The 15,326-nt window shown below is 43.1% G+C and carries 14 protein-coding genes; all 14 read left to right on the forward strand.

The features are described from left to right. Positions 1-135 precede the first annotated feature (135 nt). Positions 136-1,440, forward strand: a complete 1,305-nt coding sequence (locus M8E35_RS10950) for a cytochrome c biogenesis ResB family protein (protein WP_252468984.1) — start codon at positions 136-138, stop codon at positions 1,438-1,440. A gap of 57 nt (positions 1,441-1,497) precedes the next feature. Beyond that, positions 1,498-2,379, forward strand: a complete 882-nt coding sequence (gene ccsB, locus M8E35_RS10955; protein WP_252468986.1) for a c-type cytochrome biogenesis protein CcsB — start codon at positions 1,498-1,500, stop codon at positions 2,377-2,379. Between the two features lie 108 nt (positions 2,380-2,487). Next, positions 2,488-3,126, forward strand: a complete 639-nt coding sequence (locus M8E35_RS10960) for a precorrin-2 dehydrogenase/sirohydrochlorin ferrochelatase family protein (RefSeq protein WP_252468988.1) — start codon at positions 2,488-2,490, stop codon at positions 3,124-3,126. Next, entirely contained in the window at positions 3,102-4,439 is a 1,338-nt protein-coding gene (gene hemA, locus M8E35_RS10965) for a glutamyl-tRNA reductase (RefSeq protein ID WP_252468990.1), read from the forward strand. Before M8E35_RS10960 ends, hemA begins: the two co-directional genes overlap by 25 nt. Further along, positions 4,436-5,347, forward strand: coding sequence for a hydroxymethylbilane synthase (gene hemC, locus M8E35_RS10970; protein WP_252468992.1), 912 nt, complete (start codon positions 4,436-4,438; stop codon positions 5,345-5,347). The genes hemA and hemC overlap by 4 nt, the downstream gene beginning before the upstream one ends. A gap of 343 nt (positions 5,348-5,690) precedes the next feature. Beyond that, the gene (gene cobA, locus M8E35_RS10975; protein WP_252468994.1) at positions 5,691-7,196 is read left to right on the forward strand and encodes a uroporphyrinogen-III C-methyltransferase; all 1,506 of its coding nucleotides are present in this window, start codon (positions 5,691-5,693) and stop codon (positions 7,194-7,196) included. Between the two features lie 4 nt (positions 7,197-7,200). Next, entirely contained in the window at positions 7,201-8,376 is a 1,176-nt protein-coding gene (gene nirJ1, locus M8E35_RS10980) for a putative heme d1 biosynthesis radical SAM protein NirJ1 (protein ID WP_252468996.1), read from the forward strand. Between the two features lie 175 nt (positions 8,377-8,551). After that, entirely contained in the window at positions 8,552-9,529 is a 978-nt protein-coding gene (hemB, locus tag M8E35_RS10985) for a porphobilinogen synthase (RefSeq protein WP_252468998.1), read from the forward strand. A gap of 2 nt (positions 9,530-9,531) precedes the next feature. Next, positions 9,532-10,527 carry a putative heme d1 biosynthesis radical SAM protein NirJ2 gene (gene nirJ2, locus M8E35_RS10990; protein ID WP_252469000.1) on the forward strand — a complete coding sequence of 332 codons (996 nt, stop codon included), beginning with the start codon at positions 9,532-9,534 and terminating at the stop codon, positions 10,525-10,527. Between the two features lies 1 nt (position 10,528). Continuing rightward, positions 10,529-11,551 carry a siroheme decarboxylase subunit beta gene (gene ahbB / locus M8E35_RS10995; protein WP_252469002.1) on the forward strand — a complete coding sequence of 341 codons (1,023 nt, stop codon included), beginning with the start codon at positions 10,529-10,531 and terminating at the stop codon, positions 11,549-11,551. Between the two features lie 17 nt (positions 11,552-11,568). Next, on the forward strand, positions 11,569-12,861 hold the full coding sequence (hemL, locus tag M8E35_RS11000; protein WP_252469004.1) for a glutamate-1-semialdehyde 2,1-aminomutase: 1,293 nt from the start codon (positions 11,569-11,571) through the stop codon (positions 12,859-12,861). A gap of 72 nt (positions 12,862-12,933) precedes the next feature. Next, positions 12,934-13,230, forward strand: a complete 297-nt coding sequence (locus M8E35_RS11005) for a hypothetical protein (RefSeq protein ID WP_073029607.1) — start codon at positions 12,934-12,936, stop codon at positions 13,228-13,230. Between the two features lie 602 nt (positions 13,231-13,832). Further along, positions 13,833-14,786, forward strand: a complete 954-nt coding sequence (gene corA, locus M8E35_RS11010) for a magnesium/cobalt transporter CorA (protein WP_252469006.1) — start codon at positions 13,833-13,835, stop codon at positions 14,784-14,786. Between the two features lie 105 nt (positions 14,787-14,891). After that, complete coding sequence (locus M8E35_RS11015) at positions 14,892-15,179, forward strand: putative quinol monooxygenase (protein WP_252469008.1); 288 nt, start codon at positions 14,892-14,894, stop codon at positions 15,177-15,179. Positions 15,180-15,326 lie beyond the last annotated feature (147 nt).

Genomic DNA, 15,326 nt, shown 5'->3' on the forward strand with positions numbered 1-15,326 from the left:
ACTGATAACTGCTACCTCCTACCCTTTGCCCAAACTTCATATCCATCATATTTTGGGGTATAATAAAAAACGTATGAAGCATTTGCTTGATTTTCCATAATAATGAAATGAGATAGCTAGAGAAGGGGCGATTTAGTGAAAGAACAACGCGAGGGCATTGTAGAGTATATATGGCGCGTGTTCAGCTCAATGAAATTAGGGCTGATATTATTAGGCTTAGTAGCTCTTGTCTCAGGAGTGGGAACCGTTTTTCCTCAAGTGAACTTAGACCCAGAGAAGGCCAAAGAAGTAGGCCAGATTTGGCAAACTCTTGGTTTTACACAAATTTATAGTACTATTTGGTTTCGCTTATTAATGGGTTTACTTTGTATCAATTTGATAGTTTGCAGTATCCAACGTTTTCAGGGGATTTATAATCGAACCTTTGCGCTTAAGCCGCCTGAAAGTGTTTCTACCGTGCCCAATAAGGTTAAAGCGAGATTAGCTGGAGAAAGTGAACCTCTGAAGAGTTCTGTTCAAGAAGTGCTGCAACGAAGTGGGTTCAAAGTTACAACCAATACAGGAGATAAAGGCTGGAGTTTTATAGCGATTAAACGACGCCTAGGAAATTGGGGGTCACTTATTTCCCATATTTCATTTGTTGTCTTAGTCATCGGAGCGATCTTAGGAACAACGATGGGTTTTAAGGGTTTTATGATGACCAGTGCTGGTACAACTATACCTATAAACTCGATTAATGTATCAAGAGGAACGGTTAAACAAGATTTTAGTGTCCATATCTACTCAGCCGAGGATCGTTTCTTGGCAAATGGGGAACGAGATAATTGGTATACAGATATGGGGATTATCGAAAACGGAAAGGAAGTACTCCGTAAAACAATCTCCGTGAATCATCCACTTACATATAAAGGGGTAACATTTTATCAATCCAGTTTTGCCAATGGAGCTCGTCTGTCAGTTGACTTGAAGGGACAAAAGATCCCTGTAGTTTTGCAAGATCGCGGAGGGAATTATTTTCAGGCTCCGGGAACTGAACTCTATCTTATTGTCGCAGCAATAAAAAGCGATCCACAAAAGCCGATTATTCAGTATCAAGTCTATAAAGGTAAAGGCGTCCAACCTGTACAAACGGGGCAACTCAACACAGGACAAACTATTGACGTTCAGGGTGAATATAAGTTAACTCTCGAGGGGAGCGCAGGATTTACCGGATTACAAGTAAAACAAGACCCTGGTGTAATGGTCGTTTGGCTCGGATGTGCCTTATTGCTTTTAGGACTGTTGTTATCGTTCTATTGGCGTCCCATGGTTGTATTAGGAGTTTTTGAATCTGGACAGGGAACCAATGGAGAACTGACAATGGGGACGATGGCTGGCAAAGTTACAGGTGGGGTTCAGCAAGAGTTTGATCGTTTGATTCATGACATTCAAGCAAAATAACTCAACATAAAGCCTGACTGTCTAAAGATTAGTACAGAAAAAGGGAGGATAAGCACTGTGGATCAGGGATTGCAAAACCTTGAAACTTCATCATTTTATGTTATGTTAATGGCCTATACCCTTTGTATGTTGTTTTATTGGGCTTGGATAGGCACAAAAAAAGAATTAATGGGCCGATTTGCAACATATCTTACAATTGTTGGCTTAGTCGCTAACACTGCGGCTATCATCTTGCGTATGATTATTGCAGGACGTCCGCCGCTTTCGAATTCCTACGAGTTTTTGTTGTCGTTTGTCTGGGGTATTATATTTGTTTATCTGTTTATAGAGTATCGCTATAAGCTGAGGTCCCTCGGCGCTTTTGTCATGCCCATCGCTTTTTTAATCTTGATGTTTATTATCATGAGCATGGGACCGGAGGAGAGAATTGCCCAGGCAATTCCACCAGCACTTAAAAGTAAGTGGCTAACCTTTCACGTAGTGACAGCCATGTTTTCCTACGGTGCTTTTGCCATATCCTTCGGATTAGGAATCATGTATTTGCTAAAAATAGGTGAAGAAGGCAAAGGGAAAAAATCAAATCCACATGGAATAATTTCGCGTTTCCCTGCCTTAGACATAATCGATGAGCTGTCATACAAGGTCATTGGATTTGCGTTTCCATTACTGACTCTTTGCATTATTACAGGTGCAATTTGGGCAAATTATGCTTGGGGTACATATTGGTCATGGGACCCTAAAGAGACGTGGTCGCTGATCACCTGGATTATCTATGCGGCGTACTTACATGCCAGGTTGATGTATGGATGGAAAGGGAAAAGGGCGGCCTGGATGACGGTATTTGGGTTTGCTGCGGTGTTGTTCACGTTCTTTGGTGTAAATTACTTTTTGCCAGGGTTGCATTCTTACGCGATTAGTCAACCTAATATACTTGTATAAGACAATTGTACAATTGATAATTCGAGAATCTATGAGTTTTAGCAGGAAATATGTCCAAATAGAACGAATTTAAATCTAGGAGAAAAGTGGAGAAGGTGACTATTGTTTATGTCGCAGTATTATCCCATATTCATAGACTTAAACGCTCTGCCGGTTTTGGTCGTCGGTGGAGGAAATGTAGCATTAAGGAAAGTTCAAACCCTTTTGCACCATGGATCTTTGGTGCGAGTTATCTCTCCCCGTCTTGTTCCTGAGCTACGGGAGCTGATTGATGGAAAATCATGTTTTTGGGTCGAAAAAGAATATTCATCTGACGATATTCAAGATGCCAGGCTTGTTTTTTCATGTACAGAAATCGAGGAAGTCAACGCGCAAGTCTCACAGGATGCTAAAGCCAGTTATCGCCTTGTGAATGTTGTTGATGATCCAGAGAAATGCAGTTTTATAGTACCTTCCATTATGGAACAAGGAGATCTGAAGATTGCAGTATCAACTGGAGGAAGCAGCCCCATTGTAGCTCGACAAGTGCGAGCAGAGTTAGAAGATTTATACGGTCATGAAATGGCTGAATATCTAACATTGCTTAAAAGTTGGAGAAAGAGAGCTAAGTCTGACTTGCCTCCGGAAAAGCGAAGTATTTTTTGGAATCGTGCTACAGACGGAGAAGTTAGAACGCTTATTAAAGCTCAACGATTGACCGAAGCGAAAGGGGTGTTAGAAAAATGTTTCCTGTCGCAATCGGATTAAATCACAGGAGCGCTCCTGTTGAAATAAGGGAAAAAATGAGCTTTCACCCTTCTCAAATGCAGAAGGCCCTCAAAGAATTAAAAAACTGTCAAGCAATTCAAGGGGTTGTAATACTCAGCACTTGTAATCGTACTGAGGTTTATGCTGCTACTACGGATGTAGAAACAGGGATTCGCTCCATTAAGGACTTTTTTGCCAGTCACCATGGAATTGAAGAAAATATCCTGGAGCAATATTTGTACGCGCATACCTTGTATGATGCTGTCCGCCACTTGTTTCGGGTAGTATCTGGGTTGGATTCGATGGTCCGAGGTGAAACACAAATCCTTGGACAGGTCAGTCAGGCATATCAACAAGCAAATGATGCAGAAGCCACTAATAAAGTGATCAATGTGTTTTTTCAAACTGCTTTAGCAGTAGGCAAGCGCGTACGCACAGATACATTGATTGATCAACATCCAGTTTCCATAAGTTATACAGCCGTTGAGCTTGCCAAACAACAATTTGGAGAACTTGAAGGTAAAGGGATTCTTATTATGGGAGCGGGGGAAATGAGTACTCTGACTGCCAAACATTTGGTTTCAGCAGGAGCCACCACTGTTTTAGTGTCGAATCGGTCTTATGAAAAAGCCGTTGTATTAGCAAAGGAGTGCAGCGGTCGGGCAGTACGGCTTGATGATGTAGATCAGTATCTTGAAGAAGTGGATATAGTGATATCCGCAACTGCCTCGAAACATTTTGTGTTGCTTCCTGAGCGTATGCAGGAAATTATGAAAAACCGTAAGAATCGCCCTATGTTGCTCATTGATATTGCGGTGCCTCGAGATATACACCCTGAAGTAGGGGAAATTCCTCATATTACTTTATTTGATATTGATGATTTGCGGGGAGTTATCGATCATCATCATCAAGAACGTGAAATCGCAGCAATCAAGGCAGAAAAGATTATCGACGAAGAGATGGAATTATTTCTGAACTGGCACAATTCATTGTTTGTTGTACCGACGATTTTAGCCTTACAGGAAAAAGGTGAACAGATCAGAGATATGCAAGTGGAGCGCGCTCTGGGGCATTTGACAGGGTTAACTCCAAAACAGGAAAAGGTAATACGTTCTATGGCTAATTCCATCGTCAATCATCTCTTGCATCTGCCAATTATTAACCTTAAAGAGTATGCCAATACAAGCCAAGGTCATCTCTATACAGAAATATTACAGAATTTATTTGATTTAAATGTTAAAGAAGAGGGCGAACGCCCAAATCTGATGTTGAAAAAGAGTCATAAGCAAGGGTATCATAGGAGGGCTGAATGAAGAACATCCGCATTGGAACTCGGGATAGTCAATTAGCAATGTGGCAAGCCGAGTGGGTACAAAGTCAATTAACCGAGCTTTATCCTCATCTTAACTTTGAGCTTGTCTCTATGAAAACCAAAGGGGATAAAATATTGGATGTTCCCCTTTCTAAAATTGGGGACAAGGGATTGTTTACTAAAGAGTTGGAACAGGGTCTGCTGAACGATGAACTTGATATGGCAGTTCACAGTCTTAAGGATATGCCGACATTATTACCCCCAGGATTAATCATCAGTGCTTTTTGTGAACGGGAAGAACCTAGGGACGTTTTTCTAAGCCGAAACGGGGTCCCAATTGAGGACTTACCCGAGGGCGCTATTATCGGCACAAGTAGTTTGCGTCGTAAATCACAGCTTAAGCATTATCGTCCGGATCTTAATTTTATGGATCTGAGAGGTAATCTGCAAACCCGATGGAGGAAATTGCAAGAGTCTGACATGGCTGGTATTGTCCTTGCTGCAGCGGGGGTGAAACGGTTAGGATGGGAAGAGCGAATCACTCAAATCTTACCCGAAGATATGATGCTTTCAGCAGTCGGGCAAGGGTCCATAGCTGTGGAAATCGACGAGAAGCGTTCAGATATCGCGGAATTGCTGTCTGGTCTAAACCATATTGCCACTGAAAAAGCGGTAAAGGCAGAGCGTGCATTAATGCGTAAGCTTGAAGGCGGTTGCCAAGTTCCCATTGGGGCTTTAGGACAAGTGGTTGAGGGAGAAATTATTCTTCGGGGAATGGTGGCAAGCCTGGATGGAACTCGCTTGATTAAGTCGGAAGCCAAAGGGACCGATCCCGAATCAGTGGGCATCGAAGTCGCCAATCGTCTGATAGAACTAGGGGCTAACTCGATATTAGCGGAAATTCGATAGGGAACATAGGGAACTTGCGTTACAACGTTCACCTCGTGATGTCGTGGGCCAAACTAGGGCTAAAGCGGTCTGATGCGAGAGGGCGGCGCGAAACACATGTGTTTCGGCCAAAGCGGCGGCAGTGTGCTATGCCATCCATGGCGCACCCTGCACTAGGCACGTCTTGTGCCGTCATCCGCAGGCCATGGATGGCCAAGTGTCACCGGAGCCCGAAGACACTGTCTTCGCACGGATTAGCCTTCTTGCAGGAGGGCGGGCCACTTTATCAAAGAGGTTCGCTTTTGTAAGCGCGAAGTTCCGGGCCAGGAGACGAAGGTAAGATGATTGAATAGGAGTGTTTGGTTTGAGTAAGGGATATGTATATTTGGTGGGTGCTGGTCCAGGAGACCCTAAGTTGATAACCATTAAAGGGTCAGAATGTATTGCCAAAGCAGATGTTTTAGTCTATGATCGGTTAGCTTCGCGGCGCCTTTTAACATTAGCCCGCCCTGATTGTGAACTCATCTATGTGGGGAAATCTCCGGATCGCCATACACTTAAACAAGATGAAATTAACCAAGTTCTTGTGGATAAAGGACTAGAAGGAAAAATAGTAACCCGCCTAAAAGGAGGGGATCCTTTTGTCTTTGGTCGGGGGGGCGAGGAAGCCGAAGCTTTACTCAACGCAGGGATTCAGTTTGAAGTAGTACCTGGCATTACGTCCGCTATTGCAGTTCCAGCATATGCAGGTATACCCGTAACCCATAGAGATCTGACGTCTTCCTTCGCGGTTATCACAGGACACGAAGATCCTACGAAAAATGAAACAAGCATTCATTGGGACCACCTTGCCCTATCCCATGGAACCCTTGTGTTCCTCATGGGCATGGAAAATCTCCCCTTAATTGCTCAAAAACTAATGGAGAATGGGAAGAAGCCAACGACTCCAGTCGGAATCATTCAATGGGGTACCCGACCAGAACAACGAACCCTCGTAGGGCAACTGGATACTATTGCCGAAGAGGTTAAAATGCAGGAATTTACGAATCCCTCTATTATTATCGTCGGCGAAGTCGTCTCTCTGCGAGAAAAACTCCAATGGTTCGAAAAGAAGCCCTTATTTGGGAAAAGGATTGTGGTTACTCGGGCGCGTCATCAGGCCAGTGTGTTATCACAGGAAATCGAAGCTTTGGGCGGAGAGGCCTGGGAATTTCCGACGATTGACATTGCCCCTCCCACTGACAATTCGCATATAATCAAAGCGCTGAATGATCTTGGACAGTTCCAATGGCTTATTTTTACCAGCGTTAATGGGGTAGAGGCGTTTTTTGAAGAGCTTAAGAATCAAGAACGAGATGTTCGTGATTTGATAGGCTTAGAGATAGTTGCTATAGGTCCGGCTACGCAAGCGGCTATTGAGAAAAGAGGACTTCGTGCGGCCTACGTTCCGGAAGAGTACCGCGCCGAAAAGATTGTTGAAGGTCTTACCGGCCGTGTTTCAGCCGGTCAAAAGGTGCTGCTGGCTCGGGCGGAAGAGGCGCGAGATATTTTGCCCGAATCGCTTAAGGCTATGGGCTTGGAAGTCTGGGATGTGCCAGTATATAAGACAGTACTCGGAGGAGCAAATCGAGAAGAATTGCAACGTATGCTTCGTGAAAAAGAGATTCATATGGTCACATTTACAAGCTCTTCGACAGTGCGCAATTTTGTAGAACTTTTGGAAGGAGAAATCTCTTTACTAAAAGGTGTCTCTCTCTTTTCCATCGGGCCTATTACCAGTGGAACTGCTCGAAAGCTTGGTCTGACGGTCTATAAAGAGGCTAACGAATATACGATTCAGGGATTAGTGGAAGCCTTATTGGAGGGGTGAAAGTATGATTAGTGTCACAAAGCTCTTATTTGATACAGAATACTTCGGAGACTCTCTGCGCTATAATAAAAACTCGCATGGTGCTCGAAATGGAACAACCACTCTTTCTGGGCCTGTGGTCGTTTGGAATTCGACCAAGACCTGTAACTTGAAATGTGCGCATTGTTATATGGAGTCTGATGCTCAAAAATATGAGGGAGAAATGACCACAGAAGAAGCTAAGCGCTTTATCGATGACCTGGCTGAATTCAAATCTCCCGTTCTGCTCTTTTCTGGAGGAGAGCCGCTGATTCGCCCCGATTTTTTCGAGTTGGCAGAGTATACTATTTCCAAAGGGCTTAGGGCAACACTTTCAACAAATGGCACTTTGATTACGCCTGAAGTGGCAAGCCGCATAAAAGAGATTGGGATCTCCTATGTCGGTATCTCACTCGATGGGCTTGCAGATGTTAACGACAAATTCAGAGGTAAAGAAGGAGCCTTTAAAGCGGCAATGCAAGGAATTCAAAATTGCGTCGCTGTAGACCAACGTGTAGGACTTCGTTTTACAATCAATCATCATAATATTAAAGAACTAGACAAGATCTTTGATTTCATCGAAGAAGAGAATATTGATCGCGTTTGCTTTTACCACCTGGTCTATTCGGGCCGAGGAAACCAAATGATTGCAGAAGATGTGACGCCGGAAGAGTCCCGTCAAGCGATGGACACGATAATTCGCAGAACTCGAGATTTCGAAGAACGCGGCTTGAAAAAGGAAATCCTAACGGTTGATAATCATTGCGATGGAGTATATATGTACATCCAAGCGTTAAAAGAGGATCCCGCCAGAGCTCAAAGAATCAAGGATCTAATTGGCCTTAACGGGGGAAACCGTTCGGGTATAGCTTTTGGAGAAGTTGATCCCCTAGGGTATATGCATCCAGATCAGTTCACCCAGCACATCTCGTTTGGAAATGTTCGCGAACGAAAAATCGCAGAGATCTGGACAGATGTCACCCATCCCATCATGGCTGGACTCAAAGACCGCAAAGCCTTGCTCAAAGGACGATGCGCAGCTTGTCAATACTTAGACATGTGTAACGGTAATTTCCGGACACGGGCGGAAGCTGTTACCGGTGATTTCTGGGAGTCCGATCCGGCATGCTATTTGACGGATGAAGAGATCGGGATAAAGTGAATGATATAGAAATGAAATTGAATGAATAGAAATGAAATTGCACGTTCACCAAAGCTTCAGGAAGCGGTTCTTTGTGGTTGGCTTAATGGTTCTCTTTGCAATTTCATTTCATTCATTGGCCTGGATACGACGAGGTAAATGACGAGGTTTAGGACGAGAGGGGGGTCTATTAAAGATGGAATTGAAAAGGCGTCCCCGCCGTTTGCGGGCTAACGAGACTATCCGCAGTATGGTACGGGAAAACCATATCAGAATTGAGAACTTAATTTACCCAATGTTTGTGATGCCTGGAGAAAAGAAAAAGATGGAGATTTCCTCCATGCCTGGAGTATATAATTATTCACTCGATGAATTTATAGTTGCACTTCATGAAGTTGTAGAACTGGGAGTACCTGCTGTCTTGTTATTCGGGATTCCGGAGAGCAAGGACAGTGTGGGGTCAGGGGCTTACCATGAGCATGGAATTGTACAGCAAGCTGCACGATTAGCTAAACAACATTACCCAAACCTCTATGTTATTACGGACGTCTGTTTGTGTGAATATACGGATCATGGACACTGTGGCCTGATTGAAAATGGACAAGTATTAAATGACCCGACGCTTGACTTGCTTGCCAAGACGGCTCTTTCTCAGGTCCGTGCAGGTGCGGATATGGTTGCCCCTTCCGATATGATGGATGGGCGAGTCGCAGCTATCAGGGAACTGTTAGATAAAGAAGGTTTTTCTCATATTCCGATTATGGCCTATTCGGCTAAGTTCGCCTCCGGATTTTATGGACCTTTCCGAGAGGCAGCGGGATCGACCCCTCAGTTTGGAGATCGCAGAACCTATCAAATGGATTCAGCCAATGGCAATGAAGCTATGCTGGAGACGGATTTGGATATAGAAGAGGGAGCCGACATGATCATTGTAAAGCCGGCTTTGTCTTATGGAGATATAATATATCGAACTAAAGAGAAATACGGTGTACCACTTGCGGCCTATAATGTCAGCGGAGAATACGCCATGGTCAAGGCTGCTGCTGCCAATGGGTGGATTGATGAGAAGCGCATTGTCTTAGAGGCCCTTCTGAGTATGAAGCGTGCCGGTGCAGATTTGCTGATCACTTATCACGCTTTGGATGTGGCCCGTTGGCTTAGAGAGGAGCGTTAAGTATGATTGTTTCTTGGAATACGACAAATGATTGCAATATGTTTTGTGATCATTGCTATCGTGATGCAGGTTGCAAAGCAGAAGATGAACTCAGCACGTCTGAGGCAAGGACTTTGCTAGAGCAAATTGCTAAAGCAGGGTTCAAGATTATGATTTTTAGTGGGGGAGAGCCTTTATTAAGACCGGATATTGTTGAACTAGTAGCCTATGCCACCTCACTTGGATTGCGACCTGTTTTCGGAACGAACGGAACTCTAATTACCATAGAGTTAGCGCGTCAACTAAAAGAGGCCGGTGCCATGGGAATGGGTATATCACTAGACTCTCTTGACAAAGCAAAGCATGATAAATTTCGCAAATTTCCGGACGCCTGGGACGGGGCAGTGCGTGGGATGAAAAATTGCCGCGAAGTCGGGCTCCCATTCCAGATTCATACAACAGTTATGGATTGGAATGCACACGAGGTGGAGGCCATCACGGATTTTGCTGTAGAAATGGGCGCAGTAGCTCACCATTTCTTTTTCCTCGTACCGACAGGGAGAGCTGTGTCCATCGAGGAAGAGTCCTTAAGGGCTGAGGCCTACGAAGATATCTTAACTCGAATCATGAAAAAACAGCAGACCGTCGATATCGAATTAAAACCTACATGTGCCCCGCAGTTTATGAGAATTGCTAAACAAATGGGCGTTGATATGCGCTTTAGCCGCGGTTGCTTAGCTGGTACGGCTTATTGCATCATTGGACCAAAGGGCCAAGTCCAACCCTGTGCTTATTTAAATATTCCGCTAGGGGATGTTAGAGAGACTCCCTTTGATGAAATTTGGCGTAATCACGAAGTATTGCAGACCTTGCGTACCCTTGATTATAAAGGCGGCTGCGGATCATGTCAGTATAAACGTGCTTGTGGCGGTTGCCGTGCACGTGCTGCCTATTATAACGAAGGGGATTACATGGCCGAGGAGCCGTGGTGCTTATATCACGGAAGGAAGGGGGTTTAGTATGGATGCAACCGATCGGTCCTTACTGAATGCCATCCAAAATGATTTTCCGATAGCCGAATATCCCTATCGAATCTTAGGGGAAGCAGTTGGAATAAATGAAACAGACGCCTTTAAACGAATTCAACAACTTAGACAGGAAGGGATTATTCGTCGCTTAGGCGGGGTTTTTGATTCCCGCCGTTTAGGGTATTACAGTACATTATGTGCCGGTAAGATCACTGAAGAGAAAATCCCTGTTTTGGCTGAACTCCTTGACGGAATTTCCGGGGTGACACACAACTATATTCGTGATCACGCCTATAATGTTTGGTTTACTCTAATAGCTCGCTCACACGCTGTCGCAGAAAGCATCCTTCAAAACATTCGTGAAGTGATGGGAATAACCGACATCTTTACCCTTCCGGCCTCCCGGGTTTTTAAAATCAACGTGAATTTCGATTTTGATCAGTCTATTGACGATATGGAACGCGAAGAAGGCCAGAATGCTTCTGGGGATGATGTATTGCGCGGTGCGCATAATGAAGAAGTCTCTCCTTATGAATTAACGAATGATGAGATAGCCCTAATTCGAGTAATTCAGGGTAATCTACCGGATTCCCCAACTCCCTTTACAGTCCTGGCCGAAAGCATCCATTGGCCTACTGACAAGGTTATTTCCGTTGCAAATCGTTTGTTAGAAGTAAAAATCCTGCGGCGTTTTGGAGCAGTTCTTCGTCATCAAAAAGCGGGCTTCGTAGCCAATGCTATGGGAGTATGGCAGGTTGATCCAGAAGAGGCGGATACGGTCGGGCAAATCATGGCACGCTTTAAGGAAGTTAGCCATTGTTACCAGCGGCCAACACTTCCTGATTGGCCCTATAACCTCTTTACCATGATACATGGTCGCTCGGCGGAGGATTGTGAAGACATCATGAGGAGAATTTCGCTGGCAACTGGGGTAAAGACTTATTCTATGCTCTTTAGTGTTGCTGAATTAAAAAAGAGCAGTATGCAATATTTTCTAGAAGAAGAGGCTGATTAGAAAGGGGCTGCAAAATATTGAGCTTTGTAGATGAAAAAAGCCGCCAAGCGTTTGCCAGGGCCCAGGTTGTTATTCCCGGAGGAGTAAATTCGCCGGTTAGGGCCTTCAAATCCGTAGGTCGTGACCCAGTATTTATAGATCGGGGACAGGGAGCCCATATCTGGGATATTGACGGTAATCAATATCTTGATTTTGTCGGTTCTTGGGGCCCATTGATTGTTGGACATGCTCATCCGGATGTTGTGGCTGCGATTAAGCGAGTAGCCGAGCGCGGAACGAGTTACGGTGCACCTACCGAAGTTGAAACTGTATTAGCAGAGGAAGTCTTGAAAGCTTATCCTTCCATGGAGATGATACGCATGGTCAATTCCGGAACGGAAGCGACCATGAGTGCCTTACGTCTGGCTCGAGGGGTGACTGGCAGGGCCAAAATTGTTAAATTTGAGGGTTGCTATCATGGTCATGCTGACCAACTTCTGATTAAGGCTGGGAGTGGAGCTCTTACCTTTGGTGTTCCAACTTCTCCAGGAGTTCCGGCCCAAACGGCAGCCACCACAATCTCTGCTCAGTTTAATGATCTTGAAGGGTTAAGAGAAATCTTTAAACGCGAAGGGGAAGAGATTGCTTGTGTAATCTTAGAACCAGTTGCAGGAAACATGGGTGTAGTTTTACCTGAGGGAGAGTTTTTACAAGGGGTTCGACGTCTAACAGAAGAGTATGGTGCTTTACTTATCTTTGATGAAGTAATGACTGGTTTTAGAGTAAGTTATGGAGGGGCCCAGGCCCATTATGGGATAGATCCGGATTTGACCTGTCTAGGCAAAGTCATTGGCGGGGGACTTCCAGTAGGCGCTTATGGTGGAAAGCGTCAATACATGGCCCAGATATCCCCTAGCGGACCAATTTATCAAGCGGGTACTTTGTCGGGTAATCCCTTGGCGATGAACGCCGGTTTAGCGACTTTAAAATTACTTCAACAACCAGGTACATATCAAAATTTACAAGCCAAGACGACTCGGCTTGCTGAAGGTTTAAAACAGCTTGCGCAAGAAGCCGGACTTCCTATTTGGACCAATGCCGTTGGTGCCATGTTTTCCGCGTTTTTTACAAATATACCGGTCAAAGATTATGCCAGCGCCTGTACATCAGATGTAGAACGGTTTGCTAAGTTCTTCAGGGGAATGTTAGAGCGTGGCATTTACTTAGCTCCCAGTCAATTTGAAGCAGTCTTTTTATCAATGGCACATACAGACTCAGACATAGACCAAACCTTAGAGCAAGCTCGGATCGTCCTTAAAACTCTCTCGTAAGCTAGTCCTGAAAGAGAACAGAGGGGTAAACTGGGTTATTTATGGTAACCTTATTAGAGAGGTGTCTTCTGCATGAAATCTAAAAGGGTCGTGAGAACTCTTATTACGTTAGGCCTAATAGCAGCCTTGATAGCTGTGCTTTATGCTTCACAAAATAGCGATCCATCGAATCCACATTCATCGGTGCCGGAAGAAACTTGGATTCATGGCCCCAAAGGACACGGGTATGCTGTCATGAACAACCAGCAACCTTGGAAACAGTGCTATGAATGTCATGAAAAGAAAGGTTTGGGCGGCGAAGTTTATTGTCAGAGTTGTCATGATCAATCAGGTGTAAACGTACTGATACCCCAAAAACCTTCGCAGTAGTTGTTAGGCTCTACTGATCCAAGAAATATTTATTTACTGTCTGTTACTTAAATAAAACGCTGAAAAAGATGATCTTTTATCAGCGTTTTTGCGATTTCAGCTATTCTTTTCGAAGCAGACTAAACGACTAAACACTCCTGCTGAAAACTAAGAGCTAAAAGATAATTCATTAATTATTAGGCAGGCAGCAGTAGCTTCGTGAACCCTTAGAGATAATCTTTCAAGTCTTGATAGAAGTTTGCCTTGGCTGTCTCGTAGTAAGGAGAGGCATGTTTAGTCTCCTTTCATCTTGCCCTGATTGATAGGCAGAGCTTAAAGCAGTATTATGAGAATATAATGTAAAAGTGGTTTATTATGATATAAGTCTCACTATTTAAACCTTTTATTAAGTATGCGAGGTTTGCTCAATCGGTTACGCAACGAAATCCTTGAGGACCAAGATCAACTGCTGGACAAAGGCAAAAGTCAACGTGAACAGGTTTTAGTATAAATTAGTGTTAAAGTAATGAGTAAAGATAAAGACAAAGATAAAGATATATAGTTAAGAGCTAATATTAGATAAAGAGTTAAGAGTAGAGACAACAGACAGGGGGACAGTTATTTTGATTCGAACCTTTGGACTAAAGAAGGACTCAGACGCTTCTTTTAACTTCAATTTAGATAGTTTAGTTGAAAATGACTTTCAATGGTATTGGGTTGATTTTAATAATCCGAGCGAACCTGAAATAGACTGGTTACGCAAGTACTTTAATTTTCACCCGTTGTCTATTGAAGACAGTATTTACTCATTAAACAAACCAAAATTAGACTACTATGAAGGATACAGCTTTTTTATTCTTAATGCTTTAAAAAGGGATACTCTTGGCCCAACGGAAATATCCTTATTTGTTGACCAAAATTATATTATATCCTTCCATACAGAAAGTTTGACCGAAATAGATGAAGCCTGGGAACGAGTGACTGGAGAACGAAGCAATTGGGAAAAAGGGCCCTCATTTGTCGCATATCAAATTCTTGATAAAATAGTAGATCAGTATTTCCCGGCTGTTTATGAGATAGAGGATAAATTAGATAGGATAGACTCAAATCTGGATAATAAATCAAGCCATAAATTGTTAGATGATGTATTTCAAATAAGAGGAGATTTACTGAAATTACGAAGAATCGTAACTTCGATGAGAGACTTGTTGTATAGAATATTAAATTCTGAGCGCCTACCCAGCTTCAAAGAGCATAAACTGTATTTTTCTGATATTCATGATCACTTATTAAAGCTCACGGATATGATTGAATCAAACCGAGAAATAACTTCTGACCTGCGTGACAGTTATTTATCGATGAACTCAAATTGGATGAATAAAAATATGATGGTATTGACGGTGATAACCACCATTTTTATTCCGTTAAACTTCGTAGCCGGAATTTACGGCATGAACTTTGTAAATATGCCGGAATTGAATTGGAAATATGGTTATTTCATAGTTTTAGGAGTAATGATCGGTATCGGTATCTCCATGTTCCTGTGGTTTAAACGCAAGGGGTGGTTTAATACATAATAGTGTCTTTATTAAATTTGTAAAAAATTATTATATTAATCCCATTATAGGTTATAAATGGTATAATTAGAACATGTAATCTTGAAGTAATGAGGGGGTAAGAATATGATTAAAGTTATTGCTAAGCTAACGATTAAAGAGGATAAGATTGAAGAATTAAAGAGCATCATTCCTGAATTGGTTGCAGAAACCAGAAAGGAAGATGGATGTCTTAGTTATCAGTTGTTTCAGGATGTTAAAAATAAAAAGATGCTAAGTTTTGTTGAAGACTGGGTAAGCAATGAAGCGTTGCAAAGACATATAAACTCAAAACATTTTCAGGAAGCGATGCCTAAGATAGCTGAACTTCAAGAAAAGGAAATGGAACTTAGCGTATGTACATTAGTTATTTAAACAAAACCATATAGTCATAGTCACGCTGCAATCATTAGCCGGGGAAAAACTCTTAGTTTCCCGGCTTAAACTATTACTAAGACTTTTGTACTTGTAAATTTGAATCTGTGAAATAATAAAGGTAGAATCAGACATAAGGAAGGTGAA

It is taken from the genome of Desulfosporosinus nitroreducens, from assembly GCF_023897015.1.
In the GTDB taxonomy this organism is placed as follows: Bacteria; Bacillota; Desulfitobacteriia; order Desulfitobacteriales; family Desulfitobacteriaceae; genus Desulfosporosinus; species Desulfosporosinus nitroreducens.

What these genes read in the sequence shown, in the direction of transcription:
- M8E35_RS10960 (WP_252468988.1), top strand. Translation starts at nt 2,488, where the DNA reads ATGTCGCAGTATTATCCCATATTCATAGACTTAAACGCTCTGCCGGTT.
- hemA (WP_252468990.1), top strand. Translation starts at nt 3,102, where the DNA reads ATGTTTCCTGTCGCAATCGGATTAAATCACAGGAGCGCTCCTGTTGAA.
- hemC (WP_252468992.1), top strand. Translation starts at nt 4,436, where the DNA reads ATGAAGAACATCCGCATTGGAACTCGGGATAGTCAATTAGCAATGTGG.
- nirJ1 (WP_252468996.1), top strand. Translation starts at nt 7,201, where the DNA reads ATGATTAGTGTCACAAAGCTCTTATTTGATACAGAATACTTCGGAGAC.
- hemB (WP_252468998.1), top strand. Translation starts at nt 8,552, where the DNA reads ATGGAATTGAAAAGGCGTCCCCGCCGTTTGCGGGCTAACGAGACTATC.
- nirJ2 (WP_252469000.1), top strand. Translation starts at nt 9,532, where the DNA reads ATGATTGTTTCTTGGAATACGACAAATGATTGCAATATGTTTTGTGAT.
- ahbB (WP_252469002.1), top strand. Translation starts at nt 10,529, where the DNA reads ATGGATGCAACCGATCGGTCCTTACTGAATGCCATCCAAAATGATTTT.
- M8E35_RS11005 (WP_073029607.1), top strand. Translation starts at nt 12,934, where the DNA reads ATGAAATCTAAAAGGGTCGTGAGAACTCTTATTACGTTAGGCCTAATA.
- M8E35_RS11015 (WP_252469008.1), top strand. Translation starts at nt 14,892, where the DNA reads ATGATTAAAGTTATTGCTAAGCTAACGATTAAAGAGGATAAGATTGAA.